The organism is Bradyrhizobium sp. 2TAF36 (assembly GCF_052114925.1).
In the GTDB taxonomy this organism is placed as follows: domain Bacteria; phylum Pseudomonadota; class Alphaproteobacteria; order Rhizobiales; family Xanthobacteraceae; genus Bradyrhizobium; species Bradyrhizobium barranii.
Map to the genome: position 1 here is coordinate 161,212 of NZ_JBFRFR010000010.1, position 17,177 is coordinate 178,388.

The window sequence follows — 17,177 nt, forward strand, 5'->3', positions numbered from 1 at the left end:
CCGGTCCAAAACTAAAACTGCGAAAACAACCCCATGCACAGTAGAACGCGCGGCCGGCATGCGGCCGCGGTCGCGCGCCCCAAATGTTTGACACGTCGGACCAAAACAGCCGCACCGCGCAATCGCCGCGCGGTTCGCGGATTTTCCCTTCAATTGCCGGGCAGGGGCAAGATTTCGGGCGGAAGAGAAGCCGCCACTCGACTCTCCGCAAGATTGTAAGTTAGTCTCGATTCTATCGGCCGGTCCATTTTTAGCCGATGTTGCAGCATTTCAGGGCGCGGCACGGCGCCGTCCCGGCCGAAGACATTTTCAAGGGAAGCTCGCGATGCGTTCGCTGTTTGCGCGGCTGCACCGGCGTTACGGGCCCAGGATTTCGGGGGCGGAGCGCCAGCGGCGGGTCAAGGACAAGCTCGCCCTTCAACCCACCCCACCCACGATCCGCTCACCCACCGCGCTCCGCGCGCTGGCGGTGCGACGCCCGAAAGTCGCGATCATCGGCGGCGGCTTCGCCGGCCTGATGGCGGCCTCCGAGCTCGTCGCGCATTGCGAGGTGACGCTGTTCGAGGCCCGCGACCGCTTCGGCGGCCGGGTTCTCAGCAAGAAGAAGCCGAGCGGGATCGTCGAGGCCGGCGGCGAGCTGATCGGCTACAACCATCCGCTCTGGCTGAAATATGCCAAGCGGTTCGAGCTCGGCCTGTCCGTCATCACCTCGGACACCAATTTCGACGCGCTCGAGCTCGACATGCCGGTGTTTCTCGACGGCCACAAGCTCTCCGACGGCCAGATGAAGCTGGTCTATCACGAGATGGACGATGCTTTCGGCAAGCTCAGTCGGTGGGCCGGCAGGGTCAAGCCTGACAAGCCCTGGCGCGCCAAGGGCGCAAGGAAACTCGACGCCAGGACGATTGCGGAGTGGATCGCCAGCCTCGACTGCTCGAAGCTCACCAAGCACGCCATGGAGGAGCAGTTCTCCAACGACGCCGGCCAGCCGACCACCAAGCAGAGCCTTCTTGCTAATCTGGCCGTCGTCGCGGGCGGACGGATGAAGGACCAGATCGACGCCTTCTTCACCCAGACCGAGACTTTGCGCTGCTCGGAAGGCAATCAGGAGCTCGCCATTCGTCTCGCGCAGGACATCAAGGACAACGGCGCCAGCACCCACCTGTCGACGCCGGTGCGCGCCATCCGCATCGACAGTGAAGGCGTGACCCTGGAATTCAGCCCCTCCGGCAACGGAACGGCACGCGCGCCCTTCGCCGCCGACTATGCCGTGCTCGCGATACCCCCGAGCCTGTGGCCGGACTCACCCAACGCCAAGATCACGATCACGCCCCACCTGCCGCACGACTACTACGTCACGATGGGGACGGCGGTGAAATATCTCAGCCCGCTCAAGAAGCGCTTCTGGATCGGCGAGGGCCTCGCCCCGACCGCCATCTCGAACCAGTTCGGTGTCACCTGGGAAGGGACGGACAACCAGATCGCCCCGCCGGAGCAACCGGTCGAGCTCAGCCTGTTTGCCGGCGCCGACGTCGCGGCGGAAGCTCTCAAGCACTACCGGCCCGGTGACCAGACGCAGGTCGACTTGTTCTACGCGCAGCAGATCGGCAGCGTCTACAAGGGCTATGTCGCGCATCTGGCCGATCAGCCGGAGTTCATGGCTTGGCCGCGCGACGAATGGACCGCCGCCGGCTACTCCTGTCCCGCCCCCGGCGAGGTCTGCCTCGCCGGGCCGTTGCTGGCCAAGGGCTTCGAGGACCGCCTGTTCTTTGCCGGTGAGCACACCTGCTTTGCGTATTTCGGTTACATGGAAGGGGCTCTCCAGTCCGGCCAGACGGCGGCGGCTGCGATCATCAAGGCCATCGACAAGCAGCCTGAAGCGCATGGCTCTGCCCGGACTAGCAATTCTGTCATAGGTTCGGGGCGCCTTGCGGCGGCGAAGCCGTGACCGGAGAGGAAGCGACGCGAATGACATTCACGACAAGGGCCCGATCCAGGATTTGGGCCCGCATCGTCGCCGCGCTCGCTTTTGCCGGCGCGCTCAACGCCACCGGAGCCTCGGGGGCAACGCCTGCGAAAGTCTCGGGCTCGACGGCGCTGGCGCTCGCGGGCGTGATCGCGCCGCTGTCGCCGGACCTGACCGGCGCCGAGAGGAAGGCGGTGGCGATGCTGTTCGCCGCCAATGCCGAGATTCCCTACAAGAAGCCGATCGTGGTGACTGTGGACAGAATCGTCTGCCGCACCGGCAATGTCGACATCACGTTACGCAATTGCGAGCTGACCTTCGGCAAGAAGAGCAGGACCGTGAACGGCTCGACGGCCAATGAAATTTTCGCGACAGAAGCGCTCGCCGGCATTCCGCCCGATGGTGCGGCGGGATCGAACTTCGAGAGCCTGAGCAAGCTGAGCTGCACGATCGACCCCAATGCCATCCGCCGCAAGGACGGGAGCGGAGCCGACTGCACCTTCCAGCCGGGGAATTGAACCGCGCATGGGCAAGAACATGGGCAAGAAACCGGGTGCCGTGAAATCGCCTCAAGACCAACTAACTAATAAGGCGAATTGAAAAGACGGGCCAAACGCGCGAACCCATATCGGGCACGCAGGGCCGGCACCAACATACCAACATGAAGAATTATCTCGCTTTCTTTCTCATCCTGGGCATGACGGCAGCCTCGGCACACGGCCCATTGCCGGCGCGGCTCACGGGGCCGTCCAATCTCGTCCGGGTGGGCCTCACCGACAACGACACGACCGCCGGTGGCACCGCGCGGCTGTGCGAGCAGATCTCCTTCTCGCGCGGGCTGCGCTACGGCGACAGCGAGGCCAATGTGCTCGACGTCGCCACCAGCAGCGAGACCAAGGCGGATACGCCCCGGCCCGTGCTGCTGTTCGTGGGGGGCGACACCTTTACCGGCGATCGCGGCGCGCCGGACCTGTCCCGCGAGGTCCAGGACCAGGCGATGTGCTTTGCCGCGCGCAACGGCATGATCGGCGTGCGCGTCAACTATCGCTTTGCGCCTGCGGCGACCTGGCCGATGGGTGCAACCGACGTCGCGGCGGCGCTATCCTGGGTCCACGGCAATATCGACCTGTTCAATGGCGATGCCCGCGAGATCGTCGCGGTCGGCTACGGCGCCGGCGCCTTCCATGTCGCCACCTTGCTGGCGCATCCCGAGTTCCAGACCGACCGCGCCGATGTCGCCGCCGTCGTGCTGGTGTCCGGGATCTACCGCGCGGGCAAGGACGCGAGCGACAGCGAGAAGGCCTATCTCGGCACTGACCCCACCCAATATGACAAGCGGTCGGTCTTCCCCGGCATCCTCAACGTCGATGCGCCGATCGTGCTGGCCTGGGCCGCGAACGATCCCGCGAGCCTCGTGGCGCAGGGCGAGACCTTGAAGAAGACGCTGTGCGGCGCCGGCCACTGCCCGCGCAGCACGCTGCTGCGCAGCCGCGACGGCATCGCCGCCGCCTTCGGCCTCGACGGCTCCGGCGACAGCCTCGCCGAACCGACGCTGCTGCTGGTGCATCAGCTCGAGGCGCGGGAGCTGCCGTAGCGGCGCGTTGCGGGCGGCGCGACGACTTTCACCTTTTGCTGGGCCACCCCTCTCCCCCGCCCTCCCCCGCAAGGGGGAGGGAGCGCAGCGGAGCACGTGGCCACGCTGTGCCCTCATCGCCGACGCGCTAATGAATGGAGTCACTCGCCAAACGAAAGATGCGTTCCCTCCCCCCCCTTGCGGGGGAGGGTTAGGGAGAGGGGTGCCACACGGCACGCTCTGTCGATTGATGGCCCGTCAACACGGCTGTCGTTTCGTTCGCGATGCGTCGCCTTGAAGCGGGCGATCAAGCCACAGCTTTGACAAACGCTTGACGTAGATCAAGCGGACTTGGTGCGGATTGAGCCGACCTCTTGGAGGGGCCAATATCAAGGTATCGAGCATGCGCGTCATCGGCAGGATGCTGTTCGTTTCGATGATCGCTATCGCGTCGCTTGGCGCGATGTCCCAGCAACACGCCGAACAACCCGCGAGCGGCGATGAAATCCGCATCGGCAACGTGATGCCGTATTCGGGACCGCTCTCGGAATTCGGCGCCATCGGCCAGGCGGAGGCCGCCTATTTCGACATGGTCAACGCGCGCGGCGGCATCAACGGCCGCAAGATCCGCTTCATCACGCGCGACGACAATTCCGATCCGGCCACCGCGCTGGAGCTGACGCGCAATCTGGTCGAGAAGGACGACGTACACCTGATGTTCGGCTCGTTCGGCACGCCCGGCAATATCGCCACGCGCTGGTACCTGAACGAGAAGAGAATCCCGCAGCTGTTCGTCGCATCCGGCGACGAGGAGCTGAGCCAGGCCAAGGCGTTTCCCTGGACCATGGGCTGGCAGCCGTCGTTCCGGTCGGAGGGGCGCATCTATGCCAACTACATCCAGGCCTATTACCCCAAGAAGAAGATCGTGGTGCTCTGGCAGAACGACCAGTTCGGACGCATGCTCTACAGGGGCATCCAGGAAGGTCTTGGCGACCTGAACCGCCTTGTCCTCGTCGACATCGCCTTCGACATTGCCGATGAGCATCTCGAAGGGCATGTCTCGATCCTCAAGCGCGCGGGCGCGGACATCTTCGTCTTTCTCGGCGTGCCGTCGACGGCGTCCAAGGTGATCAAGCTGGCGGCGTCACTCAAATGGCGCCCGGTCATCATCGTCAACGACGCCTCCGCCTCGATCGCCAACGCGATGGCGCCCGCGGGCCTGGAGAATTCGTCCGGCGTGATCTCGGCGGCCTTCCTGAAGGATCCGAGCGACCCCGCATGGAAGAACGACCCCGCCATGAAGGACTGGTTCGCCTTCATGGACAAGTACCATCACGTCGAAAGCACCAACAACAGCGCCGCGGTCTACGGCTACGGCGCAGCCGAGGCGCTGACACAGGTGCTGAAGCAATGCGGCGACGACCTGTCGCGCGAGAACATCATGCGTCAGGCGGCTTCGCTGAGGGATCAGCAGCCCTCCGTTGCGTTGCCCAACATCAGGATGAGCACCTCGCCCAACAGCTATCTGCCGATCAAGCAGATGCGGCTTGTCCAGTTCGACGGCCGTTCCTGGCAGCCTTTTGGCGATGTGATCGAGACCGCGTTCACGGAGGGCGCGGCGCGGTGAGTCTCGCGTCGACGCTGGTTGGTGCAGCGCGGCGTTCAGGCACGCACCTTTTGCTGGGCCACCCCTCTCCCCCGCCCTCCCCCGCATCCGCCTTCGCCAAGGCTGCGGCGGACAAGAGGGGGGAGGGAGAGCACCTGTCGCGTTGTGAGAGGTCGGCCCTTACCCTCCCCTGGAGGGGTCCGGGACGAGCGTAGCTCGCCCGTGGGTCGGCTCATGTTGAGCGAAGCGAGACATGAGGCGGGGTGGGGTGACGGTCTCTCCGCATCGAACACTGCCCGTGTTGAGAGATCACCCCACCCCGCTCGCGCTGCGCGCGATCGACCCTCCCCCTCCAGGGGAGGGTAAGAGCACCTTCACGCCGGCTTCAGCGAAGCCAGCGCGTTTTCCAGCAGCGAGCGGACGCGTGCTGCATCGCCTGACTTCACCATGGCGGGGTCGAGATACAGCTCGAGGCCGGGCGCGCGCTCGGTGATGACACCGCTCTTCTCCGCCGCAGCGTCGTTGAGCGCGTCGACCGAATAGGGAATGATTTCGCGGCTGATGCCCTTCATCGTGATCGCGGGCAGCGCGTGCGCGCGGACGATGTCGCTGACCAGCGCGAAGGTCTCGTAGCTCAGCACGATTCCGCCGGGCTCGGCGATCGATTGCAGACGCGCGGCGAGGTTCGCTTCGGCACCGATGATGGTGTAGTCCATGCGGTCGCTGCTGCCGAAATTGCCGACATTGCAATAGCCGGAATTGATACCCATGCGCGAGCGGAACGGCTGCTCGATGCCGGAGGCGCGCCACTTCGCATTGAGTTCGGCAAGACGCTGCTGCATGCGCCAGGCCATCTGGAGGCAGGCCTCAGCGTCCGCACGGTCGCCCCTGGTCTCGGGGTCGCCGAAGAAGATCAGCATGGCATCGCCGATGAATTTGTCGATGGTGCCGCCATATTCATGGGCGATCGCCGACATCTCGGTGAAGTATTCGTTGAGGAGCTGGGTCAACAATTCCGGCTGCAGCCGCTCGGCGGTCGCCGTGAAATTCTGGATATCGGAGAAGAAGATCGTGAGCTTCTTGCGCTCGGTGTGGATGGTGACGTCCTTCTGGCCGCTGAAGATGCTCTTGTAGACTTGCGGCGGGATGTAGCGCGAGATCTTCATCGACAACGAAGCCAGAAAGTCGTTGGCGGATTCGAGCTCCTTGTTCATGCCCTTGATACGGCCGGCCTGGCGGCGCTGGAGCGAGAGGAACGACAGGCCGCAGCCGGCGGCGATCAGGAAATAGGCCAGCAGGAACTTGAACGAGAAGATGTTGGCGGCGATCGGCTGCGCGATGATCACCTCCTGGATGCCTCTGATGTCACCGACCTTCCAGTCCTTCTTCGGGCTCTCGGGGTGGCTGTTGTGGCAGCTGACGCAGGCCGGGCCCATCGTGACGGGCGCGACCAGGCGGACCTTGTCGGAGAACAGCGAGGTCTCGGTCTCGACGATCTTCTGCTCGGGGTCCTTGCGAAGCGCGTCGAGCGCGTCCTTCTCGAACTTGTCGAGCTGGTGCGCGGCGCGGTTCTGGAACGGGAAATCCGAGACGAAGCGGTAGGCGATGTTCTCCTGCTGCGCGCCGATCACCCGTCCGAGCTCCAGCGACAGCGTCGCCGGGATCGGGATCGCACCGGGGACGGATTCGTAATTGTGCACGACCCTGGTGGTGCCGTTTGGGTTAGCCAGGATGCGGCCGACCACGTTGGACGCATAGTAGCTGCGCACGCTCGTGATCACCGAGTTGAGGTCGGCGGCCTGCCGGCGCAGCGCGGTCTTGCTGAGGTCGGTCAGGTCCAGCCACACCGCGACCGGCAAAGCGAGCAGGAGCAAGGCGATCACGGCCCCCGTGAGGATGCCGCTCTTGCGCTGTTCTTCGGAGATCTCTTGTTTCACCCTGTGGCTCCGTCGTGTGCGATCTTGACGCAAATCCCGGGAATTCGCGGCAAGAGCTTGCGGCGGCACAGAGCCCGCAAATGCGAGGCCGCGCAACCCCATTTCATGGTGGGTCGCAGCAAATGGCTTTTCGTTTCATGGCGAATGTTTAAGATCGGCATGAACCTGCATTCACTCCGCCGGGAGATCCTCCATATGACCGAGACCATCCGCATCAGGCGCTTCAATGCGCGCCCCGTGATCGTGCCGATGAATTTGCCGCTCAAGACCTCGACCGGCGCGGTCGCAAAGGCGCCGCTGGTGCTGATTGACTGCGAGACCGACCAGGGCGCGGTGGGGCATGCCTATCTGTTCTCGATCACGCCGTCGGCCTTGAAGCCGCTGACGGCGATGGTCACGGAAATGTCGGAGCTCGTCGCCGGCGACGAGYTGCTGCCGTTCGAGATCGAGCGCAAGCTGACCCAGCGCTTCACCCTGCTCGGCCTCGCCGGCCTGCAGCGGCTGGCGCAATCCGGCATCGACATGGCGGCATGGGATGCGCTGGCGCGCAGCAAAGGCTTGCCGCTGGCGCGCCTGCTCGGCGGCGCGCCGAAGCCGGTCAGGGCCTACAATTCGAAGGGACTCGGCATCATGCCGGCGGGCGCCGCGGTGGACGAAGCCCACAAGCTGCTGGCCGAAGGTTTTCACGCGGCAAAGATCCGCGTCGGCCGGCCCGATGCGCGGGAGGATCTCGCCGTGGTGCGCGCGGTGCGCAAGGCCGTCGGCGATCAGGTCACGCTGATGTGCGACTACAACCAGGCCCTGACGGTGACCGAGGCCATCCGCCGCGGCGAGATGCTCGACGACGAGGGGCTGACCTGGATCGAGGAGCCGATCCGCCACGACGATTACGCTGGTAACGCGCGCATTGCGGATGCGCTCCGCACGCCGGTCCAGATCGGCGAGAATTTTGACAGCGCCTTCTCGATGCAGGCGGCGCTGTCCGCTGAGGCCTGCGACTACGTGATGCCCGACGTGCAGCGCATCGGCGGCGTCACCGGGTGGCTCCGCGCCGCCTCGCTCGCACATGCCGCCGGCATCGAGATGTCGACGCACCTGTTCTCGGAGGTCAGCGCGCACCTGCTCTGCGTGACGCCGACCGCGCACTGGCTGGAATATGTCGACTGGGCCGACGCGGTGCTGGCGACACGGCTGACGATCAAGGACGGCTTTGCCCTGCCGGGCGAGGAGCCCGGCAACGGGATCGCGTGGGACGAGGCAGCGGTGAAGAAGTATCTCGTCTGATAAGACCGCCTCTTACGACCGAACAGCGGCAATCATACTCAGCTCGACGGGAGCGCCCCGCGGCAACTCGGCGACGCCGACAGACGTGCGCGTGTGACGACCGCGATCGCCCAAGCGCTCGATCAGCCGGTCGGAGGCCCCATTCATGACTTGCGACTGCTGGGTAAATCCGGGCGCTGAAGCAATGTATCCAACGAGCTGCAGGACCTGGACGATCCTGTCCTCTCCGCCTGTTGCGTGGTTGATGGCCGAAATGCAGAGATCGGCGCAAAGAGCAGCGGCCTCCTGCGCGGCCGCGATATCGACATTTGCGCCGACCTTGCCCGCATACAGCAGGTCCTCACCGCGACGCGGCAGCTGACCACTGACATACGCAATTCCACCATGGATGATCACCGGCAAATAGTTGCCGCCGGGCTTGTTCACGCTGTTCATCTCGAAAACTGCCTTCTCGTCACGTCCGGCGAAGCGACACGTTTCGCCGAACCCCGCAAATTGTATCTCACCAGGCTCGTCGCCGTCATGGATGACCGGACAATGGCAGGCGGAGGTTCACGGATCAAGGCTGCGAAGCATTTGCATGCCGAAGGCAGTGCGGATCAAGCCCGACAAGGCCTCGCCACCGCGCATTGCGCAGCGCCGGCGGGCACGATAACGATGCCCCCATGTCCACGTGGCGGCCCCACCCTCACATCCGCGTCGTCGCGCTCGGCCTGCACTGGCGGGGCGGGCGGCTGCTGGCGGCCGAGGTGCGCGACGATGCGGCGCGGATCAAGGGCGTTCGCCCGCTCGGCGGCGAGATCGAGTTCGGCGAGAGCTGGCGGACTGCGCTGGTGCGCGAATTCAACGAAGAGCTCGGCGTGGACATCACCATCACGGGCGAGCCGCTGGTGATGGAGAACATTTTTTTGCACGAGGGATCGACCGGGCATGAGGTGATGTTCATCGCCGAGGTCGCGCTTCCAGACGGCGCGTTCAGCGGCCAGGACCGCATCGACTTCCGCGAGGATAACGGCGAAGAGATCGTCGCACGCTGGTTCGATCTTGCGGAGCTCGACGTCGAGGGCGGGCCGAGCCTTTATCCGAACGGGTTGAAGGATGTACTGCTCCGACGGAAGCGCCAGTCCGCCTGACGGGCGCCTGGCTACCAAACCTCCGCGCCGGGGATTTTCTTGCGCACCACCATGCGCTGGATCCAGATGCAGCGACGGACGGATCTGTTGGAGCGGCCGACGGCGGATATCCCCTCGCCGGCCTGAAGCAGCGGCGCGATGTTCGCGCGCAGCGCCCGGCAGCGCTGGAGCTCGGCCTGCAAGTCGATCACCGCCGCATCCGCGCATGACGCCATCAGCGCCAGCACAGCCATTGCAAGACAGGTCGCCCGCATCGTTCGCATTCCTTTCACTGTGATCCCCCCGCGTCGCGCCGGTAGCGGAAGTCGCAATGGCTCGCGCGCCTTGCATGATGGTCTGCGCCCGCGTCAGCTTGACGTCRGGGCCGGACCCTTCCGCAGTCGCGAAGTCGGAAGTGCAGACAAAGGAGAAAAGCCGAGCTCCGGCTCGCCCAGCTGTGGCGGCCCCAACAAGGCTGAGCCAACGCAGACGTGATTCAGCGGTTACCGCGGGTCGCCAGATCCTGAAGAGCCGACGGCGCAGTCAGTGATATTATCCCCATCATACCAAATGCTGCGCGGGCTTCCCTAAGAACCAGCCAACGTCAAGGAGAACTCGAGTGCCGTTGTGGAAAGTCTATCACCCCGTCGGGGCCTACTCGGCTCATGACAAGAAGGAATTCGCAGAGAAGGTCACCGCAATGTATGCGAGGATTCCCATCCCGAAATTCTACGCCGTGATGATCTTCGAGGAAGTCGCCGCAGGTTCGGTCTATGTCGGCGGAGCTTCGCACGAGAAATTCGTCCGCTTCAAGATCGACCACATGGCGAGGACGATGCCCGGCCCCGTCATCAGGGAATGGTGGGTGAAAGCAGTCGACAAGTTGATCGCGCCCTACGTCAAGGACCGGGGATACGACTGGGAGGTCACCATCGACGAGCTACCGGCCGACCTTTGGTCGATTCAGGGGCAAATTCCGCCGCCATTCGAATCCCACGCCGAAACAAGATGGGTCAAGGAGAACCGGCCGAGTTCGTATGACCTCCAGGAAAAGCTGCCGGTCGGAGCCCTGTTCAAGCCGGGCGTGTCCGCCGGCTGAGGCGACGCCCGCAGGACTGTCGATCGACGCAAGACGCCGCTCCGCAGGGCGGACCGAGCCTCTATCCGACAGGACTGAAGGACCTGCTGCTCCGGCAGAAGAGCCAGTCCACCTGACGGGCGCCTGCTACCACGCCTCCGCGCCGGGGATTTTCTTGCGCACCGCCATGCGCTGGATCCAGATGCAGCGACGGACGGATCTGTTGGAGCGGCCGACGGCGGATATTCCCTCGCCGGCCTGAAGCAGCGGCGCCACGTTCTGCCGCAGCACGCGGCAGCGCTGGAGCTCGGCCTGCCAATCGATGATCGCCGCATCGGCGCGTGATGCCATCAGCGCCAGCGCAGCCATGGCAAGGCAGCTTGCCCGCATCATTTGCATTCCCTTCACCGTGATCCCCCCGCATCGCGCCGGTAGCGAAAATCGCAATGGCTGGCGCCCTGCATGATCGTCTGCGTGCGCGTGAGCCTGACGTCGGGACCAAACCCTTCCGCGGTCGCGAAATCGGCGGTGCAGACCAGGAGGAAGCCGAGCTCCGGTTCGCCCAGCGCCTTGTAGAACTCGGCATAGGCGCATCGCGTCACGTCGAACGCGAAGGTGTCCGCCGTCTGCTCGACGACGTCATAGGCGAGCGCGTCGTCGCGGGCATAGGTCTTGAACGCCGACGATACAGCGTTGCCGAGATCGGTCTCGTTCTTCGTTTTCCAGAACTCCTCACCGAAGCCGCGATAGAGATCGCCGAGCGCCTTGCGCACCAGCGCGTTGGCGCGCGCCTCGCCGAGCTCGGCCTGCAATGCCTTGACCAGCGGCACCAGCACCTGCGCCTGGATCTTTGCTTGCTCGATGACGGAAACGCTCATGGGCAGCCTCGCTCGTCTCTCGTTGCTGCGACTCTTTGGCCCTGTGACCTGGCACACATTTGCGACCATCTTAAGGTTGTATGATAGCCCAGCATAACCGAAGCCGGCCAGGCGCCCGACCTCCATTTTGATGATCTCATTTTCGAGCACGGAGAAGGAAGCAATGCTTCACTCAGTTCGCAGGGCTCGGCTATTTCCCGACCGCATATTTGCCCGAACCACAAGTTGAAAATCACGATCGATTCACGCAGATCCGTTCAGTATCCGGCCCGGCCAACAACGTAGGGCCGATCAATGTTCGTAGTCGGCACGCGCGCATGAGCGCGCGTGAACGATGTTGTCATGCCCGGCATCGGGCGGATCACGAGACGCGATCGGGATCACGAGGCGCAATAGCGCAGGACTCACCTGCCCGGACAGCCGGCCCGGGGAAATGCCGGCATCGACAGTTGCAGCACCGCGAGGGATCACCATGGACGAGCCCAAACCACTCACCAGTGCATTCACCAAGACCGCGAATTTCTCCATCCACGAGGTCGACGAGGTGTTCAGGGACGCCGCGCAGCCCGCCGCGGGGGCCGCCGCGCGAGCTGCGCGTCCGCCGGTCACCTTGCCGCCCATCCTCGGTCCGCTGTCGGCCTTCACGGGCACCTTCACAGGACAGGGATTCAATACGATCTTCCGGCCCGACAGCAAGATCACGCCGACGCCGATGCCGGGGCCGATCAGCACCACCGACCCCGACGACAACGTGCTGGAGCTGAATCTCACCGACGAGACGATGTCGTTCTCGAACAATCTTGGCTCGATCCCCAATCGCGGCTCGCTGCAGCAGGCAGATGCATTCCTCAACGGCGTGCCGTATCTCCAGACCATCAACGACATCACCACGGGAACGCCCGTGGGCATTCACTTCGAACCCGGCATCTGGCTGGCGGTGCCCGCCACCACCAATCCGCACGAGCCGTTCACCGTCGCGCGCATGGCGTCGATCCCGCACGGCACGACGATCACTGCGCAAGGCACCGCGCTGCCTCCGGTCGCCGGTAAGCCAACCATCGCGGCCATCGACATCACACCGTTCATCGGCGGCAATCCGGGCAACAAGATCACATTCCAGAACCAGACCGCGACCAACAAGACGACTCGCAGGCTACCTCAGGATCTGACCGCACTGATGGCTTCCGGCAAGCTCACCCAGGCGATGATCACCGACCCGAACACGGTGCTGCGCGATCAGATCGCGCATCAGACCATCACGCAGACCATCGTCATCGAGACCTCGACGAAGCCCGGCACACCGCTGTCCGGCGGCCCCTTGCCGGCCATCCCCTCGCCCGGCCCGCATCCGCAGGCGCCGAGCTTTGCCGGCGGCGCCGCGAACATCGCGTTCCTTCAGGGCTTGCCCGTTCCGACACCGGGCGGCAATGGCTCGAACGCCAACGCCTTCCAGATGGACGCAGTGTTCTGGATCGAGACGGTGGTTTACGACATCGACGTGCCGGCCCTGCCGCCCGGAACGCCGCCGGTGATCCTGCAACCGCGCCAGAGGAGCAACGTGCCGCTGGTTCCGAGCTTCGTCGCCGCGATCCCGTTCGTGCCCAACAAGGGATTCAAGGGCGGCCACGTCAGGGTGGCGACGACGCAGATCCAGTATTCACAGAAGGTCATGCTGGATTTCGCCGGGCTGACCTGGCCGCACGTCTCGGTCGCATCGCTGGTGCCGGCCGCACCCGTGCCGATCCCGGATCATCTGTTGCCGCTGACGTGAGGCGGATGGCGGTGTGACGACGATGCGCCACGTCCGCGGTATCGGACGTGGCCTGAACCAACGCATCCGTGATGCGACGGTGACCGCCGCTCGCGCGATCCTGAAAAGCCGGCGGCACGATCAATGGTATGATCATTGTCATCCAAAAGAGAGATGATCATGCCCCCTTCCAAGATGTCTCGCGGCTCCATCAGGCTACGACGATTTGCACGGCGCGGTCATGTTGCGGCAATTGCTGCAGCGCTGTTTCTCGCGGCGACCGCCTGGTCAGCCGGGCCGGCGCTGGCCGCGGCAGATGATGCCGAGGCGCGAACCATCTTCGAAAAATTCATTGCCGCGCAGAATGCGCACAACGCGGACGATGTGAAGGCCATGCTGTGGAATTCGCCCGGCACGCTGTTGTTTGCGAGAGGCATCGAAACCAGAGGCCGTGATGCGGTCGCGGACCGCTTCAAGGGCTACTACGAGGGCACCTGGCACCTCGAACCCGATATGTCGAAATTCCACGTCGCCGTGATCTCGAACGAGGTGATGCAGGTCCTCGTTCCCATCGTCTTCACGCGCGGCCTTCCCGGCAAGCCGGCCCAACAGAATACGTTTCTGATCAGCCAGACCTACGTGCGGGATGCGAACGGCTGGTCCGTCGCCTCGGTCCTGCCGGTCGCGAACACGGAACTGAAATAGCCGCGATCCAGAATCGTAGCCCGGATGGAGCGCACCGTAATCCGGGACAGCGTCGGAGAGGATACACCCCGGACTGCGCTTCGCTCCATCCGGGCTACACGCAGGCTTCGCAATCGCGGATTGTTTGGGCTTGCCTGGCCGAAGCTCGCCGCGGGCAGCCCGCCTGCGCCCTTTGGGCTTCGGCGTGGCATCCTTCTCTCGCTATCGCGAGCGAAGGATGGTGGGCGCGACAGGGATCGAACCTGTGACCCCTACCATGTCAAGGTAGTGCTCTCCCGCTGAGCTACGCGCCCTAGATGTCTCTAGATCGGGTCGGGTCCCTATAACGGCTCAGGGGAGCCGGTGCAAGGACCGAAGGGGGCCGATTTAGGCCGCCAGCATCTTGTTCACTTCGCTGACCAATTCGCGCAGATGCACGGGCTTGGACAGCACCTTGGCGTTCTTGGGGGCGTCCGAATCCGAGTTCAGGGCGACCGCGGCGAAGCCGGTGATGAACATGATCTTGATGTCGGGGTCGAGTTCCGAGGCCCGGCGGGCGAGCTCGATGCCGTCCATCTCCGGCATCACGATGTCGGTCAGCAGCATCTCGAACGGCTCTTCCCGGAGCCGCTGATAGGCGGCCATGCCGTTGTCATGGGACGAGACCTGAAAACCAGCGTTTTCCAGCGCCTTGACCAGGAAACGGCGCATGTCGTTGTCGTCTTCGGCGAGCAGGATTTTGGGCATGGCAGGAAACGTCAAATCCCCAGAGGATATCAGCAGAGGTTACTAAGCCCGACAGAGGGTAAATTTGGGGTGAAAATCTTTACCCTGGGCTGGCTGCGCTGCCGGTCCCTTGTGAACCCGAATGCGGCACGAATCAATCGAGCCGCGCTGGCGCATCCCCGCTTCCCTGCCCACACGGTTAAGACATGTTCCAGCGCCGATCACATCTTTTCGCTTGGCAGAATGGTTGCGATTCCAGACAATGACGACACATAAGAGCCGCTCCACCGGCCGAATCAATTCGATCCGAGACCCGGATCCCGCGGCGCGAAGGGACGAAGCCTGAGAAGATGACCCGGTTTGACGGCGACGTGTCGCCCGCCTTCGAGATCGTGGAGCCCGCGCAATGGCGCGCGCCTGTCATCTTCAACTCGCCCCATTCCGGCTCGACCTATCCGGACGAATTCCTCAGCGCCTCCAGGATCGACCTGACGACGCTGCGGCGGTCCGAAGATTCCTTCATGGACGAGCTGATCGGCCATTTGAGCGAGCGCGGCTTTCCGACCGTGCGGGTCAACTTTCCCCGCTCCTATGTCGACGTCAATCGCGAGCCTTATGAGCTCGATCCCCGCATGTTCACCGGACGGCTGCCGAGCTTTGCCAATACCCGCTCGATGCGGGTCGCCGGCGGGTTAGGCACCATCCCGCGCGTGGTCGGCGACGGCCAGGAGATCTATCGCGAACGCATCCTGGTCGACGATGCGCTGGCGCGGATCGAGACGCTCTACAAGCCCTATCATCGCGCGCTGCGCCGGCTGATCAACAAGGTGCACCAGATGTTCGGCACCGTGGTGCTGGTCGACTGCCACTCGATGCCCTCGGTCGGCGTCAGCAGGGACGAGCCGCGGCGGCCCGACATCGTGATCGGCGACCGCTACGGCACGAGCTGCACGCCGCTGCTTCCGGACAGGGTCGAGGAGACCATGGGCGGGCTCGGCTATTCGATCGGCCGCAACAAGCCCTATGCCGGCGGATTCATTACCGAGCATTACGGCAACCCCGCGAGCGGGCTGCACGCGGTGCAGCTCGAGCTCAACCGCGCGATCTACATGGACGAGCGGCGGCGCGAGCGCAGTCCGCGCTTTGCGCAAGTGGCAAGCGACTTCGGCGTGCTCGCCGACGTGCTGGCGACGACGATCCCGTTCGGCGATCTCGGCCCGTTCCAGGCCGCGGCGGAATAATAGCGAGCCGTCGCCGCGCGATCGCGCCGCCGATCAAACATCAGATCAAGCTGCCAGCGTATCGTGCGCCGAATCTTCGCTTCGCGTTTTCGCGCGCTCGAAGTGAAGATCGAGGCTCAAAGAAAAAAGGGCCGCTTCTGATGAAGAAGCGGCCCAAGTCTAGGGAGGAAACGCCCAAGGAGGGCAGCGGTAACGCAGAGCGCTACCGCACCGCAACAATATGCGGCCGCGACGCACAAAGTGCAAGGGCTTTTGAGCCGTTTCCCATGCAATATGCACATGGCTCAATTGCTTATAGCGAAACCCAGATTCAGTTTCTTTGATAAGGAAATTCAATGGGTTGATAACCGTTTGCATACGAACAAGGCATACTCGGAACTAAGTTTTCAACTCTATGATCGATATTTGGCCAGCATATGACTGGGATGGGGCAGCCGGTTGCGGCATCCAAAATACCAGGGAGCAAACCAACTCAGCGCTGCACGCGAGAAGCGAATTGAGCTAGGCAGGAGCGAGCTTCACCCGACTTTCGTTTTGAGGATGCGCCGTGACGGTGATCGACTTCTCAGCCTTCATCGGACGGCTCGCCACCGCCTCCGGCGAAACCATCCTGCCGTTCTTCCGCACCTCGCTGTCGATCGACGACAAGAGCAAGACCAAGGATTTCGACCCCGTTACGGAGGCCGACCGCGCCGCGGAGGCGGTGATGCGCCGGCTGATCAAGGCGAGCTTCCCCCAGCACGGCATCGTCGGCGAGGAATTCGGCAACGAGCGCGAGGACGCCGATTATGTCTGGGTGCTCGACCCCATCGACGGCACGAAATCCTTCATCGGCGGCTTTCCGATCTGGGGCACGCTGATCGCGCTGCTGCACAAGGGCGCGCCGGTGTACGGCATGATGCACCAGCCCTTCATCGGCGAGCGCTTCTCCGGCGACAACGGCTCGGCCACCTATAAAGGCCCGTCCGGCGAGCGCCGGCTCCAGGTCCGTCGCTGCGCCTCGCTGTCGGAAGCAACGAGCTACACCACCAGCCCGCTGCTGATGAACGAACGCGACCGCGCCATCTTCAGCCGCATCGAACAGGGCGCGCGGCTGTCGCGCTATGGCGGCGACTGCTACTCCTATTGCATGCTGGCGGCCGGTCACGTCGATCTCGTGGTCGAGACCGAGCTGAAGCCTTACGACATCGCCGCCCTGATCCCGATCGTGACCGGCGCCGGCGGCGTCGTCACCACCTGGGAAGGCAAGCCGGCCCAGGGCGGCGGCCGCATCATCGCGGCCGGCGATGCAAGAGTTCACGAAGAAGCACTGAAACTGCTCAACGGATAAGCGCCCCAAGGA

The 17,177-nt window shown here is 64.0% G+C and carries 17 protein-coding genes and 1 tRNA gene; 11 read left to right on the forward strand and 7 right to left on the reverse strand.

Features of this window, described 5'->3' with window-relative positions:
• The first annotated feature begins 325 nt into the window (after positions 1-325).
• The 4 genes from AB4Z51_RS07740 (at position 326) to AB4Z51_RS07755 (ending at position 5,166) form a co-directional block, all read left to right on the forward strand.
• Positions 326-1,948 (forward strand): flavin monoamine oxidase family protein, encoded by a 1,623-nt coding sequence (locus tag AB4Z51_RS07740; RefSeq protein ID WP_135214797.1) that lies wholly within the window; start codon positions 326-328, stop codon positions 1,946-1,948.
• A 20-nt stretch (positions 1,949-1,968) separates the two neighbouring features.
• Positions 1,969-2,484 carry a hypothetical protein gene (locus AB4Z51_RS07745; protein WP_094184312.1) on the forward strand — a complete coding sequence of 172 codons (516 nt, stop codon included), beginning with the start codon at positions 1,969-1,971 and terminating at the stop codon, positions 2,482-2,484.
• A 143-nt stretch (positions 2,485-2,627) separates the two neighbouring features.
• A complete protein-coding gene (locus AB4Z51_RS07750) occupies positions 2,628-3,560 on the forward strand; it encodes an alpha/beta hydrolase (protein ID WP_085403430.1) in 933 nt (310 codons plus the stop codon).
• A gap of 382 nt (positions 3,561-3,942) precedes the next feature.
• Positions 3,943-5,166 (forward strand): ABC transporter substrate-binding protein, encoded by a 1,224-nt coding sequence (locus tag AB4Z51_RS07755; protein WP_135214796.1) that lies wholly within the window; start codon positions 3,943-3,945, stop codon positions 5,164-5,166.
• 353 nt (positions 5,167-5,519) lie between these two features.
• Here the strand turns inward: AB4Z51_RS07755 and AB4Z51_RS07760 are convergent, their stop codons facing one another.
• Positions 5,520-7,082 carry an adenylate/guanylate cyclase domain-containing protein gene (locus AB4Z51_RS07760; protein WP_085398767.1) on the reverse strand — a complete coding sequence of 521 codons (1,563 nt, stop codon included), beginning with the start codon at positions 7,080-7,082 and terminating at the stop codon, positions 5,520-5,522.
• Positions 7,083-7,277: 195 nt separating this feature from the next.
• Here AB4Z51_RS07760 and AB4Z51_RS07765 point away from each other — a divergent pair, with 195 nt between their 5' ends.
• Positions 7,278-8,366 (forward strand): enolase C-terminal domain-like protein, encoded by a 1,089-nt coding sequence (locus AB4Z51_RS07765; protein ID WP_085398771.1) that lies wholly within the window; start codon positions 7,278-7,280, stop codon positions 8,364-8,366.
• Positions 8,367-8,378: 12 nt separating this feature from the next.
• On the opposite strand, the gene AB4Z51_RS07770 is transcribed toward AB4Z51_RS07765, so the two are convergent.
• The gene (locus AB4Z51_RS07770; protein ID WP_063985690.1) at positions 8,379-8,801 is read right to left on the reverse strand and encodes a RidA family protein; all 423 of its coding nucleotides are present in this window, start codon (positions 8,799-8,801) and stop codon (positions 8,379-8,381) included.
• A gap of 230 nt (positions 8,802-9,031) precedes the next feature.
• On the opposite strand from AB4Z51_RS07770, the gene AB4Z51_RS07775 reads away from it, so the two are divergent.
• Entirely contained in the window at positions 9,032-9,499 is a 468-nt protein-coding gene (locus tag AB4Z51_RS07775; protein WP_085398766.1) for an NUDIX hydrolase, read from the forward strand.
• An 11-nt stretch (positions 9,500-9,510) separates the two neighbouring features.
• On the opposite strand, the gene AB4Z51_RS07780 is transcribed toward AB4Z51_RS07775, so the two are convergent.
• Positions 9,511-9,753 carry a hypothetical protein gene (locus tag AB4Z51_RS07780; RefSeq protein ID WP_085398765.1) on the reverse strand — a complete coding sequence of 81 codons (243 nt, stop codon included), beginning with the start codon at positions 9,751-9,753 and terminating at the stop codon, positions 9,511-9,513.
• Between the two features lie 344 nt (positions 9,754-10,097).
• Here AB4Z51_RS07780 and AB4Z51_RS07785 point away from each other — a divergent pair, with 344 nt between their 5' ends.
• Positions 10,098-10,577 carry a tautomerase family protein gene (locus tag AB4Z51_RS07785; RefSeq protein WP_085398764.1) on the forward strand — a complete coding sequence of 160 codons (480 nt, stop codon included), beginning with the start codon at positions 10,098-10,100 and terminating at the stop codon, positions 10,575-10,577.
• A 126-nt stretch (positions 10,578-10,703) separates the two neighbouring features.
• On the opposite strand, the gene AB4Z51_RS07790 is transcribed toward AB4Z51_RS07785, so the two are convergent.
• Together AB4Z51_RS07790 and AB4Z51_RS07795 are read right to left on the reverse strand one after the other, a co-directional pair.
• Positions 10,704-10,949: a hypothetical protein gene (locus AB4Z51_RS07790; protein ID WP_085398770.1), complete on the reverse strand. Its 246-nt coding sequence runs from the start codon at positions 10,947-10,949 to the stop codon at positions 10,704-10,706.
• Between the two features lie 11 nt (positions 10,950-10,960).
• Entirely contained in the window at positions 10,961-11,434 is a 474-nt protein-coding gene (locus tag AB4Z51_RS07795; RefSeq protein ID WP_085398769.1) for an L-2-amino-thiazoline-4-carboxylic acid hydrolase, read from the reverse strand.
• Between the two features lie 472 nt (positions 11,435-11,906).
• Between AB4Z51_RS07795 and AB4Z51_RS07800 the strand changes: the two genes are divergently transcribed.
• Both AB4Z51_RS07800 and AB4Z51_RS07805 read left to right on the forward strand, forming a co-directional pair.
• Entirely contained in the window at positions 11,907-13,205 is a 1,299-nt protein-coding gene (locus AB4Z51_RS07800; protein WP_085398762.1) for a heme-binding protein, read from the forward strand.
• 159 nt (positions 13,206-13,364) lie between these two features.
• Positions 13,365-13,889 carry a DUF4440 domain-containing protein gene (locus AB4Z51_RS07805; RefSeq protein ID WP_085398768.1) on the forward strand — a complete coding sequence of 175 codons (525 nt, stop codon included), beginning with the start codon at positions 13,365-13,367 and terminating at the stop codon, positions 13,887-13,889.
• Positions 13,890-14,107: 218 nt separating this feature from the next.
• On the opposite strand, the gene AB4Z51_RS07810 is transcribed toward AB4Z51_RS07805, so the two are convergent.
• Both AB4Z51_RS07810 and cpdR read right to left on the reverse strand, forming a co-directional pair.
• Positions 14,108-14,182: transfer RNA gene (locus AB4Z51_RS07810), tRNA-Val, on the reverse strand.
• A gap of 73 nt (positions 14,183-14,255) precedes the next feature.
• Complete coding sequence (gene cpdR, locus AB4Z51_RS07815; protein WP_007597092.1) at positions 14,256-14,615, reverse strand: cell cycle two-component system response regulator CpdR; 360 nt, start codon at positions 14,613-14,615, stop codon at positions 14,256-14,258.
• 329 nt (positions 14,616-14,944) lie between these two features.
• On the opposite strand from cpdR, the gene AB4Z51_RS07820 reads away from it, so the two are divergent.
• Complete coding sequence (locus AB4Z51_RS07820; RefSeq protein WP_014491809.1) at positions 14,945-15,835, forward strand: N-formylglutamate amidohydrolase; 891 nt, start codon at positions 14,945-14,947, stop codon at positions 15,833-15,835.
• Positions 15,836-16,382: 547 nt separating this feature from the next.
• Positions 16,383-17,165: a histidinol-phosphatase gene (hisN, locus tag AB4Z51_RS07825; protein ID WP_014491808.1), complete on the forward strand. Its 783-nt coding sequence runs from the start codon at positions 16,383-16,385 to the stop codon at positions 17,163-17,165.
• Positions 17,166-17,177 lie beyond the last annotated feature (12 nt).